Annotated in this window: 11 protein-coding genes; 7 read left to right on the top strand and 4 right to left on the bottom strand. The window is 45.6% G+C overall.

Annotated elements, in window-relative coordinates; all coding sequences use genetic code 11:
- Positions 1-359 precede the first annotated feature (359 nt).
- The 3 genes from BLT91_RS16335 to BLT91_RS16325 are packed head-to-tail and all read left to right on the top strand — an operon-like array spanning position 360 to position 3662.
- Positions 360-1376 (top strand): LacI family DNA-binding transcriptional regulator, encoded by a 1017-nt coding sequence (locus BLT91_RS16335; protein ID WP_090822748.1) that lies wholly within the window; start codon positions 360-362, stop codon positions 1374-1376.
- Between the two features lie 20 nt (positions 1377-1396).
- Positions 1397-2521, top strand: a complete 1125-nt coding sequence (locus BLT91_RS16330) for a glycoside hydrolase family 88 protein (RefSeq protein WP_090822746.1) — start codon at positions 1397-1399, stop codon at positions 2519-2521.
- A complete protein-coding gene (locus tag BLT91_RS16325) occupies positions 2511-3662 on the top strand; it encodes a DUF2264 domain-containing protein (protein WP_090822744.1) in 1152 nt (383 codons plus the stop codon). The genes BLT91_RS16330 and BLT91_RS16325 overlap by 11 nt, the downstream gene beginning before the upstream one ends.
- 123 nt (positions 3663-3785) lie before the next feature.
- Here the strand turns inward: BLT91_RS16325 and BLT91_RS31670 are convergent, their stop codons facing one another.
- Positions 3786-3947 (bottom strand): hypothetical protein, encoded by a 162-nt coding sequence (locus BLT91_RS31670; RefSeq protein WP_175532334.1) that lies wholly within the window; start codon positions 3945-3947, stop codon positions 3786-3788.
- A 133-nt stretch (positions 3948-4080) separates the two neighbouring features.
- Between BLT91_RS31670 and BLT91_RS16320 the strand changes: the two genes are divergently transcribed.
- The 3 genes from BLT91_RS16320 to BLT91_RS33875 all read left to right on the top strand — a co-directional run bounded on the left by BLT91_RS16320 (position 4081) and on the right by BLT91_RS33875 (position 7346).
- Positions 4081-5742, top strand: coding sequence for a PucR family transcriptional regulator (locus tag BLT91_RS16320; RefSeq protein ID WP_254776981.1), 1662 nt, complete (start codon positions 4081-4083; stop codon positions 5740-5742).
- A gap of 124 nt (positions 5743-5866) precedes the next feature.
- Complete coding sequence (gene ald, locus BLT91_RS16315; RefSeq protein ID WP_090822743.1) at positions 5867-6982, top strand: alanine dehydrogenase; 1116 nt, start codon at positions 5867-5869, stop codon at positions 6980-6982.
- 238 nt (positions 6983-7220) lie between these two features.
- Positions 7221-7346 carry a DUF2179 domain-containing protein gene (locus BLT91_RS33875; RefSeq protein ID WP_090822867.1) on the top strand — a complete coding sequence of 42 codons (126 nt, stop codon included), beginning with the start codon at positions 7221-7223 and terminating at the stop codon, positions 7344-7346.
- A gap of 107 nt (positions 7347-7453) precedes the next feature.
- On the opposite strand, the gene BLT91_RS16305 is transcribed toward BLT91_RS33875, so the two are convergent.
- From BLT91_RS16305 to BLT91_RS16295, 3 genes are read right to left on the bottom strand one after another with little or no spacing between them, the layout of a single operon-like run.
- Entirely contained in the window at positions 7454-8302 is an 849-nt protein-coding gene (locus tag BLT91_RS16305; protein WP_090822741.1) for a MetQ/NlpA family ABC transporter substrate-binding protein, read from the bottom strand.
- A 28-nt stretch (positions 8303-8330) separates the two neighbouring features.
- The gene (locus BLT91_RS16300) at positions 8331-8987 is read right to left on the bottom strand and encodes a methionine ABC transporter permease (RefSeq protein ID WP_090822865.1); all 657 of its coding nucleotides are present in this window, start codon (positions 8985-8987) and stop codon (positions 8331-8333) included.
- 2 nt (positions 8988-8989) lie between these two features.
- Positions 8990-10015 carry a methionine ABC transporter ATP-binding protein gene (locus BLT91_RS16295; protein WP_090822739.1) on the bottom strand — a complete coding sequence of 342 codons (1026 nt, stop codon included), beginning with the start codon at positions 10013-10015 and terminating at the stop codon, positions 8990-8992.
- A 243-nt stretch (positions 10016-10258) separates the two neighbouring features.
- Between BLT91_RS16295 and BLT91_RS16290 the strand changes: the two genes are divergently transcribed.
- A complete protein-coding gene (locus tag BLT91_RS16290; protein ID WP_090822737.1) occupies positions 10259-11914 on the top strand; it encodes a hypothetical protein in 1656 nt (551 codons plus the stop codon).
- Positions 11915-11930 lie beyond the last annotated feature (16 nt).

The following is an 11930-nucleotide window of genomic DNA, read 5'->3' as shown; positions in this document are numbered from 1 at the left end:
GTGTCCCGGATCGAAGCGGTTTGGTGAAAAGTAAGTGTTATTGTCATAAGCAAGAAACCTCCCTAACCCTGAAAGAATGTCATGCATGAAAAGTAATACGTACGAAGGATGAGGATGGTTTTATTTTTTTTTAATAAGTTAATCACTGCCGCAGCAGCGATGACACCGAGCAAAGATCCAGTCAAGCTTTGAGTTGCATGGTGGGAAGGGCATGCGCGCCACCAAGAAGAAAGATCGAGGAGCCTGAGTGAGCGAAGGTATTCGGCCTCTTTTTGGTGTTTTTTGCTTGACAGGTTAAACGTTTCAATTTAAGCTAATGGAGTATGTTAAACGTTTAACAAAACGGAGTTGAAACACGTATGAGCAAGCCCAAACAAGTCACAATTGTAGAAGTGGCAGAAGCAGCTGGTGTATCGATTGCCACCGTCTCCAATGTGCTGAATCGAGGTGGTATTCGCTCGTCTAAAGAGACGATTCGTAAAGTCGAATTGGCTGCTGAGCAACTGGGATATCGACGGAATACGATGGCAGCGGGGTTAAGTCGGAACAAAACCTATGAGCTCGGTCTCATTGTACCTGGGTTGGTTCATTACTATGGAAAGCTCGCGGAACATTTGCAAATTGAAGCACATAATGCGGGTTATCACTTATCCGTATTTTCATCAGGTGGATTCGATCCAGATATTGAGCGAAGGAATCTAGAAGTTTTGCTGCAGCGTAGAGTAGATGGGTTGATTTGTCATGGTTTGGCCATGGGCTTTGAATCTACCCGATCAATTGTAAACAGCGGCACACCTTTAGTTCTGATTAATGGCTGGAATTGGCCGGAGGACATAGCGCTAGGCGCAGTGAATCTAGGCTTTGCCGAGGCTTGTAAACAATCCATAAAGGTGCTGGTGGAACGTGGTTGCCGGGCACTTTGCTATGTAGGGAATAAAGGTTCCAAAGTTATTGATGAACAGCGTCGTAACGGTTTTACGGATGGCATCCTGCAATATGGGACTGATCTCATTCATGGGATCGTGGATGCTAAGGATTTGGACATCGAAGCTTTTCTAAAAAGCTTATTGCTGCGCCATCCGATACCCGTAGGCATTGTTGCTTTTGATGATCATGTAGCATTACGACTGCTTTCGGCAGCTAACAAGCTTCAGATCAACATTCCAAAACAGCTTAGGATTGTTGGAATTAATAACGATTATATTGCTAAACACAGTTTTCCAGGCATTTCGAGCTGGGATATTCCTTACACCTATCAAGCCCAAATGGCCATTAACAAACTACTTAACAAGCTTAGCAAAAAGGCTGAGACTGGTGAGGATCGAGAGATCGAGGTCCCGCTTACTTTCATAGAGCGTGAAACAACCAAATCATAGAAGAGCGGAGTGAATAAATCATGTGGAAACAAGCCATTGAAGATGCTTTGCAAAAGACGAGAGTGAATATCGAACGTTTTGGAGATTTATTCCCTCATGTTAGTGAGAACGATGTATATCACCTAAATCCAAACAATGACTGGACAGACGGCTTTTGGTCCGGTATTTTATGGCTTAGTTACCAATATAGCGGGGACAAAGCATTCCAACAAGCGGCCATGAAAACGGTTGCGAGTTTTAAGCAAAGAATTGAAAATAATGTAGCTCTGGATCACCATGATATTGGGTTCTTATATTCTTTATCCTCTAAAGCACAATGGATCATTGAAAAAGATGAAGCTGCGAAAGCACTAACCTTACAGGCAGCTGATGTGCTGATGAAGCGTTGGAGACCCAAAGGTCAATACATACAAGCCTGGGGCCCTGAAGGTGATACAGCGAACGGGGGACGCATTATTATTGATTGCATGATGAATCTGCCGCTGCTGTATTGGGCATATGAGCAAACTGGCGATTCAAAATATAAAGACGTTGCTATTATTCATGCGGATTTAAGTCGACGTTATTTGGTACGCGGTGATGATTCATCCTATCATACATTTTATTTCGATCAAGAAAATGGTGAGCCACTGCGTGGTGGAACGCATCAGGGTTATCAAGATGGATCTACATGGACGAGAGGCCAAGCTTGGGGGATTTATGGTTTCGCGCTTTCCTATCATTACACAAAAAATCCGTTGTATTTGGAAACAGCGAAACGATTGGCCCGTTATTTCTTCGAACGTTTACCGGAAGATGACGTGGTGTACTGGGATTTCAATGCTCCTGTGAATGCCGAAACCAAACGGGATAGCTCAGCTTCAGCGATTGCATCGGCGGGAGCTTTAGAGATCTTAGAACATTTGCCGCAGGATGATGCAGATCGAGCATTCTTGAAAGACGGCGTTCAACGTTCCATGGCAGGATTGGTGAAAAAGTATGCTACCATCGGCAAGCCTGATGCACAAGGTTTTCTCGAGCGCGGTTCATATAGCGTTCGTGGCGGAAAGGCCCCTGATGATTACATGATTTGGGGCGATTATTACTATTTGGAGGCACTGGTTCGCTTAGAAAAGGGAATCAAGGGATACTGGTATGAAAAATAGCCTCACAAACGGTAAGGAAAGAACCTATTGGTTAAACACGATGCTTCGTATCGCCGATCCTGTGATTAAGGCACTGGCATCAAGAAAGCTGCGAGCAACAATGCCCGTAGAAAATAAAAAAGAAGAGCAACTGCAGTATTCGCATCTGGAAGCATTTGCGCGTACACTTGTCGGCATCGCGCCATGGTTGGAGAATCCTGCGCTGGATGCAGGGGAAGAAAAGCTTCGTGTGCGCTATGGCGAGCTTGTCCGAGCTGCTTTGGAGGCAGCGACAGATCCGGAATCGCCTGATTGTTTAAACTTTAGCCAAGGGATGCAGCCAATTGTTGATACTGCTTTTCTTGCTAATGCGATCTTAAGAGCGCCTAAAACGCTATGGCATCGTCTGGACAGCCGAGTTCAGGGCAATCTTGTGAAAGCGATGAAGGCTACAAGGACGCGCAAGCCTGGTTTCAATAACTGGCTCCTGTTTGCCGCTATGACTGAAACGGCTTTATGGGTCATGGGCGAGGATTGGGACCCCATGCGCGTGGACTTTGCCCTTAAGCAGCATGAACAGTGGTACCTTGGTGATGGCATGTACAGTGATGGTCCGAACTACCATGCCGACTATTACAATAGCTTCGTGATTCAACCCATGCTGGTCGATATCATCGACCAGGTTAGTGGGCAGTACGAGGACTGGGCACGCATGCGTGAGCCTATTTTAGTTCGAGCACAACGCTATGCAGCCGTGCAGGAACGATCTATTTCACCTGAGGGAACGTTTCCTGTAATCGGCAGGTCCCTTTCTTATCGCTTCGGCGCCTTCCAATCGCTCTCACATACAGCGCTGCGCCGCGAGTTACCTAACGGAGTTACACCTGCTCAAGTAAGGTGCGCACTGAGTGCGGTCATCCGAAGGCTGATTGATGCCCCTGGCACATTCGATGAGTCTGGCTGGCTAAAGATTGGTCTGTGCGGACACCAGCCTGAGCTTGGCGAAACGTATATTTCTACAGGCAGCCTATACTTATGTTCAGCTGTTTTCCTTCCTTTAGGCTTGCCGGCAGATGACTCCTTTTGGCAGGGAGCCGATGCTCCTTGGACATCTCAAAAGGTGTGGTCAGGGCAAACAGTTGCCATTGATAAAGCGTTATAATAGATAGTTGAATAAAAGCGTTCTGTTTCTTAGTGAAACAGGCGCTTTTTTCATGTACACTAAGAATGAAAGTTGAATTGGATCTTAAAAAAAGAAGCCACCTTAATCGGTGGCTTCATTCTCCTAATTTCCATCAATACTTGCCCTACATGTTTCGGGTGTTGTTATTTCCGAGTTTTCGTTAAGTTGATTAGACTCTTTAACCTCTTTAGTTGTATTTAATACATCTGTAGTTGTTGATATGGATTGAATTTTTTTCGAATTTTCATTAAGCTTATTATCCATTTATCTCATGACCTCCTGTCTACCCTATGTTTAATATGTAACATTAATGGGATAAATATGCTTTAATGCATTTATCCACATACAGCATGACAGGACGATTGTGGATAACTTTTACGAGCGGGAAGAAAGTAGAGTGACTCTTTTGAATCAAGATTATCAATTAACGGTACAAGAAGTGCTGAGACGGCCTTCTTTCAAGCAAGCCTATGTAGCTGCAGGCGAGCAGGGATTACAGCGTCTGGTCCGCTGGGTTCATATCATTGAAGTTATACAGTTTGAACAATTGCTGCAGGGTGGAGAGATGATCCTGACGACAGGAGCAGCTTTTAAGAGCGATACGGAATCGTTTATGATCTATCTAGAGCAGCTTATTAATAATAACGTGTCATGCCTCTGCATCGAGATGGGACACTACTTGAGTTCCATCCCACAAGCGTGGATACATGCGGCGGAAACCTATAATTTGCCGCTTATTATTTTCCCGCAAGCGGTACGGTTCATAGATATTACGCAGGATATTCATGCCCATATCATCAACCAACACCATAAAGCACTTCAGGATTTGGAGAAAATATCGCGTGAATTCCACCGAATGACGCTATCATCACAAGGTGTATCCCACGTCCTGGGGCTGCTACAGAGTAGTACGAAAGCCCAAGTCATATATGTGCCGCAAGATGGGCAGCCCAAGTTTATTCCACAGCTAGGGAGCCGCGAATCAAGTAAGTGGCTAGATTTTCTAGATGGCCGACTCGTTGAAAGTTCGAATAATAGAAATACGGTGTCTCTCTCTGTTTTGGAAGAAGAAGGGCAAACTGTTATCATACAGCCCGTTGGCGCGATGGGTAAAACCTGGGCCCATCTCATCCTCGTGCTCAATCGAAAGCCACAGGAATATGAGTACTTAATACTGGACTCAGCTTCCTTGTCTATCGCGCAGGATTTGCTGCGTAAGCGATATATAGAAGAGCGTAAATTGTATTCTCAGACGCTTTGGGTGGATGATCTGCTGCATCTGCGGATTCGTGATGAAGAGCAAATCAAAGTACTGATTGGGAATGAATTTAAACAGCTTAATGAGCTTCCCTATCACGTGATCCTGATCGAATTTGAGCATGAACAAGCAGAAGGCCAAACCACGATGGTCGACGGTATCGAGTCTTTGGGCATTCATCTTTCTCTTGCCGTACGATCGGTTTTTGAACAGCATACTTTCCATCCGTTGATTACTTTGAAAAATAACAGACTCGTCGTCGTAGCTTTTGATAAAGCGCCGAAGCGACCCTCCAAAGATCGACTGCAGCAGGTATTCCAGTCACTTGGGCTTACGAAGGCAGAGGAAGAGATCAGGCTGACTATCGGAGTTGGACAAAGAAATCGAAGTTTTATGCAAGCTCACCTAAGCTATCAGGAGGCACTTCAAGCGATTTCGTTGGCTCCTACGCTGCAAGGTAAGGTGCTGTTTTTTGATGAGCTTGGTGTTTTCCAACTGCTGTTTCACATCGCGGATAAACAAATTTTGCATTCCTTCGTGCGCACGTATTTGGGGCCGATCATCGACCATGATCAGATGAAAGGCAGTGAACTTCTGCGTACACTTAAAGTGTATCTCGACAGTGATGGATCGAAGCAAATCGCCGCCCAGCAGCTTTTTATCGTCAGGCAATCCCTCTATTATCGCTTGGAGAAAATGGAAGAGCTGCTAGGAGCCGATTACATGCTGCCGGAAAAGCGCCTGGCGCTGCAGGTAGGTATTCGTGCCTATCAGCTGTTGAATCCGGAAATAAAATTGTGAAAAGAAATGGTAAAGATTCTTTACAATTTGTCTAATGGAACGTCCATGGATCAGTCTTATACTTGGAATCGACAAGATGAGATTGATCCCCTTTTAAGGGGTCATTAAGAGAGGTAGATGCATAATGATTATTGGGGTTCCTAAGGAAATAAAAAATAATGAGTTTCGCGTGGGCATGACACCTAGCTCTGTTCTTTCATACAAAAAAGCGGGACATGAAGTATTGGTAGAAACCTTAGCAGGTCACAGTATTGGATTCACGGATGAAGACTATGCTCAGGCCGGTGCTACAATCGTTGAAACTGCAGCCGAAGTATGGTCAGCCGAAATGGTTGTTAAAGTAAAGGAACCGCTTCCAGAAGAATACGGATACTTCCATGAAGGTATGATTTTATACACGTATTTACACCTTGCACCTGAGGCTGAATTGACTCATGCCTTAGCTCAAAATAAAGTAACAGCTATCGCCTATGAGACGATTCAACTAGAAAATGGCAGCCTTCCGCTGCTGACGCCAATGAGTGAAGTGGCAGGACGCATGTCCGTTCAGATCGGCGCTCACTTTCTGGAGAAAGCGCATGGCGGTAAAGGCATTCTGCTAGGCGGCGTACCGGGTGTTGAACCAGGTAAGGTAGCTGTGATCGGCGGCGGGATTGTTGGTGCCAATGCGGCGAAAATGGCAATCGGACTTGGAGCCGATGTCAGCATCGTTGACTTGAATCCAGATCGCCTACGCCAATTAGATGATCAGTTCCAAGGTCGTGTGAAGACAATTATGTCCAATCCCTACAACATCGCCGAGGTTGTGCGCCGCGCTGATCTGGTAGTAGGAGCTGTCCTTATTCCGGGAGCTCGCGCACCGCGTCTCGTGACGGAAGAGATGGTTAGAATGATGAGCCCGGGCAGTGTTATCGTTGACGTGGCGATTGATCAAGGCGGATCGATTGAGACGATCGATCGCATCACAACACACGACCAACCGACCTATGTGAAGCACGGTGTCATTCATTACGCGGTGGCTAACATGCCTGGAGCCGTAGCGAGGACGTCAACACTGGCGCTCAACAATGTAACGACACCATACGGTTTGCAAATTGCCAATAAAGGATATGCGCTTGCAGCTTTGGACAACAAAGCAATTGCAAAGGGCATCAACGTAGTGGCAGGTCATGTGACTTACCAAGCTGTTGCTGAGGCGCATGGCTACATGTATACGGATGTTTATTCACTCTTACAGTAAATAGTAGTAGCAATGGGGACTTCCGCAATTATGCGGAAGTCCTTTTTTGGCAGGGTTGTTCTAAGGGAATGACAATCCGCTAATTTGGAATAATTGCGCTAAAAATTAATTTAGAGGAACGTGAGTGAGTTATTCGATGAAATTAGTGCTATCCGGAGACAGAACAACGGATTAGCGAATCGTCGCGCAAATGTAACTCTTAGAACGAGGACCTGAGGTTTAGCCTTAGGTTCATTTTATCGTAAGCCGCAAAGAAATCATCAAACTGAAAACACTTGTACAACGGGTAGATCCATCCGCGTTTTTCACCTTCAGTGATGTGAGGGAAGTGGTTGGGAAAGGATTCGCTAAGCATGGCCAATAAACTTAGGTCGGAAGTTCATCGGATCGGACTTAAGTTGTGAAAAAAGCTGATCTGCTAGGTCTATAAAGAACTAGCAAATCAGCTTTTTGTTTCAAGCGAAAGGTTGCTTAGAACGCAGGCACGATCGCGCCTTTGTATTTTTCTTCGATGAATTTTTTCGTTTCAGGGGAATTCAGTTCCTTAGCTAGCTTTTGCATCGCTTCGGAATCCTTGTTGTCCGGACGGGAAACGAGGATGTTCACGTAAGGCGAGTTTTTGTCCTCGATGAACAGAGCGTCTTTCGTCGGCATTAAATTCGCTTGCAAGGCGTAGTTCGTATTGATCAGGGCTAGATCGAATTCACCGATTGTACGCGGAAGCATAGCTGGGTCTAATTCTTTGATTTGCAGCTTCTTTTTATTCTCTATGATATCTTGAACAGTCCCCTTGATGCCAACGCCGTCTTTTAGCTTAAGCAGACCGTTTTTCTCTAACAGAGCAAGCGCACGTCCAGCATTGGAAGGATCGTTAGGAATAGCTACGGATGCGCCGTCTTTCAATTCAGCAGCGGATTTCACTTTTTGCGAGTATGCGCCGAACGGTTCGATGTGAACACCAACGACTTTTACAAGGTTTTGCTTTTTATCTGCGTTGTATTGATCTAGGTAAGGCTGGTGTTGGAAGAAATTAGCGTCCAATTGCTTTTCGAACACTTGCACATTCGGCTGAACATAGTCATTAAACTCGATCACTTCTAAATTAACACCTTGTGTTTTCAATTTCGCTTTAATGCCATTCAAAATTTCGGCATGAGGAACCGAAGAGGCTCCGACTTTCAGTGTAACTTCTTTTACCGCCCCAGATGTGGCAGAAGCAGCAGGTGCTGAACTTGCAGGTTTTTCAGTTGCTTTCTGTCCGCATGCTGCTAGCGCAAGCACAAGGAATAGGGCGACTAACGATACATTAAGTTTTTTCATGATGAGGTGACCTCCGATATCATTTATCTTATTTACGGTTGTATTTGGTGACTAAACGATCTCCCAGCATTTGCAGGAGCTGAACGAAAAGAACGAGAATGACGACCGTCACGATCATGATATCGGTACGGAACCGCATGTAGCCGTATCGGAGCGATAGATCGCCGAGCCCGCCGCCGCCAACTACGCCTGACATGGCGGAGTAGGAGAGCAGGGCAACAGCCGTAACTGTGACCGCTGAGATCAAACCCGGGCGCGCTTCTGGCAGAAGGACGCGCCAGACGATTTGCCACGGCGTTGCGCCCATCGACTGAGCGGCTTCAATAACGCCGCTCTCGATCTCGCGCAGCGCGGATTCCACCAGTCGCGCGAGAAACGGAGCGGCAGCGATAACCAGAGGCGGGATTGCGCCTTTAACCCCGATGGTGGTATGTACGAGAACCTTCGTGATCGGGAAAACCGAGATCATTAAAATCACGAAAGGCACGGAACGCAGGATGTTTACGACCAGCGAAAGAACACCGTATAGCGGCAGATTTTGCAGCAGCTGCCCTTTGGAGGTAAGAAATAAAATGATGCCTAATGCCATGCCGATGATGACGGTGAAAAGGAGCGACCACCCCAGCATCACAAGCGTATCGCCTGTCGCTTTGGCAATTTCGGACCAGTTAATGTCCCAGGTCATATTCATGGAGTGAGCACCTCCACGTCGATCCCTTCTTGCTCAAGTTTGGCAATAACAGAAGCGATTTCCTCTTGATGTCCGCCTGTTAATTCGACGACCAATTGACCGTAAGGAACGCTTTTCATGGAAGAAATGGTGCCCTGCAGAATTGCAAAAGACACATTCGTCGACTTGACGGTTTCGAACAAAATCGGTTCGTATGTTTGCTCACCGATATATGTAATGCGGATCAATGTTCCGTGTCTATCACTCTGTATTATGCCCTGATCATTTCCTGAGCTTGTTGAGAAGTCAGAAACTTGTCCCACGAAATCTTTCGTCACCGGATGCTGAGGCTTCAGGAATACGTCGAGGACTTTCCCCGTTTCAACGATCAAGCCTTTTTCCATAACAGCTACACGGTCGCAGATAGCACGAATGACCTGCATTTCATGCGTGATGAGCAGGATAGTAATGCCGAGCTTCTGATTAATATCAAGCAGCAGCGCAAGAATGGCTTTTGTTGTCTGCGGATCAAGCGCTGAGGTCGCTTCGTCGCAAAGTAAAATATCCGGATGGTTTGCCAGTGCTCTTGCAATACCGACTCGCTGTTTCTGTCCGCCAGAAAGCTGGTTTGGATATTTATTTGCGTGTTCCTGCAGGCCGACCAAATCGAGCAGTTCCTGAATGCGCGCTTGGATCTTAGCTTGCTCCATGCCTGCCAATTTCAAAGGAAAGGCAATATTTTCAGCAACGGTAGAAGAAGAGAGCAGATTGAAATGTTGGAAAATCATCCCGATTTTGCGGCGTTTTGCTTGCAACTGGCGTGAATCCAATCGTGTCATTTCTTCGCCATCAATTTGAATGGTTCCTGAGGATGGTCGTTCCAGAAGATTTACACAACGCAGTAAAGTGCTCTTCCCTGCACCGGAATGTCCGATGATGCCGAATATTTCTCCGCGATTGATTTGTAAATGGATCTGCTGGATGGCGGGTACATGTCCCGGTATATCCTCATATACTTTTTGTAAATTTTCGATATGAATCAGGATGAACGCCTCCTATTCCATGCAAATATTGGTGATTGTATATTTTGACCAACGATAGATCATTTTATAAGAAATTGCGAGTCGTTGCAACCACCAGAAAATGGAAAATGTATACTTTTCTTCTCATTGACGCTGCATTTATTTGCATTTAAACTGATGTTAAACGTTTCAATCTACAAAGACAGCGCTTCATTAATGCGCAAGCTGCAATTTATTCATTTTTTTTCAAGGGGATGACAAAATGTGTCGAAATTGCAACAACGCCAAAACGAAATCATAACCAAAATTGCCGCAGCGGCATTCAAGCAGCCCCTTTTAAGCAGCGGATTCTTATTTCATCAAGATGTCCGGGATAATTTCTACTATGCTTCTTACTTATTTGCAGCTTCTCAGGAAGATGCCATTCTGTTTGAGGGGGATCGCGGACAGGCTAAGATCAAGGCAGAAGGTATTCTGTTACATTTGCTGGAGATCCAGGATCAAAATGAGAACAGTGGAACTTATGGTCATTGGCCGCTAAATTTAAGGCCTACTCCACAAGAGGCTCCTAAAAATACGCTTCCTGTCGAATTAATGGGTTGTCTGATGGTTTATTTTTATCAGCGCTATTCCGATGTTCTGAGTGAATCAGTACGCAGCGCTTTTGACAAAGCACTTCTGCATATTTATCGAAGCGACTTTTATCGAAAACCGTCCGAGCATTACAACCATCATGAAGCGAAATACACAGCAGCGAAGCTTATTTTCGGACAGCTTTATGAGGATAAGGCTTTACTTGAGGATGGCTACCAATGCTTACTCAGCACGCTGAATCGAGTCACTTCTATCGGGATGTCGGAGTACGGGGGGCTGCCATGGTTCTGGCACTGGGTGCAAGCTTTCACGTGCGCTTGGGAGCTTATAAAGGAGACACAAATTAAAGCGACATTAGCTCAGTTGCTGGACTACCTTTGGAGTGTTCGATCAACGTATTATTTGGGCGGTGCTTGGGTGGGCCCTCATTCGCGGATTTGGCCGCACGATATGCCGATGGATCTCAATGTGCTGCACGATTATGTGCAGTTCGGAGACTTCTCCTTGCCGGATGAGATGCCTCGAACGGAGTATGCAGGTTTTCTAGCGTATGAGGCTTCGTCAGAAGTTCGAAGCGCTGCTTTACACCGCTCGGTTCCCGTGGAAGTCAAATGCAGAGTCCCCCAACAAGCTATTGTAGCTATTAGTGAGGAGAATATCCTTCACAGTTATGTATTTATCACAGAAAACTTTGCGATAGGCGGTATGTGGGAGCGAGTACTTGAGTTTGACAATGAACAGCATCGTTGGGATGTGACACTTCCGCTCTATACCGTCGATGGTGTTAATCATGCTTATTTTTTCCAACCAGGACAAAGGTTTACGGAAGGAGATTTGCGGCATCAAAGCGAATATTCAGAAGTACTTTTTCATCGAAATGCCTTGATTGCAAACTATCAAATTCCTAAAGATCAGCCTGAAAAGATCATTGGTTGTTTGCCTGTAGGAGATTGGATAGAGGAATCTAATGGATTGTACGGTTTGTGTGGGGATGTGTTCCTTGCTGTTCACGTACAGCAGCCGTATCAAAGAGAAGTGCACGCAGACCGGTTAGTTGTCATAAGCAAAGGTAGAACGAATTCCGTTGTTGTCGAATGTATCGACAAGATCGCAGCGCATAACATAGGGATTGAGGATGTACGTCAATTTGCGAATGTCATGAAGCAGAAACAACCGGTCTATACCCAATCCAATGTTGAGGAGTTACAAGTTACATATACGACTTTGAGTGAGGATACGATGGTTTTAGGTAGTGGCCCAGATGGCGAGATCACCAGACTAGTGAACGGTATAGCTGTTGATTTCACTTCATATACGGTCGCTTGAAAATAATAGAAAAGAG

The sequence above is a fragment of the Paenibacillus sp. yr247 genome, from assembly GCF_900103825.1.
In the GTDB taxonomy this organism is placed as follows: domain Bacteria; phylum Bacillota; class Bacilli; order Paenibacillales; family NBRC-103111; genus Paenibacillus_E.
Note: the sequence above shows the minus strand (reverse complement) of the source record. Positions and strands in the feature narration are given on the sequence as shown.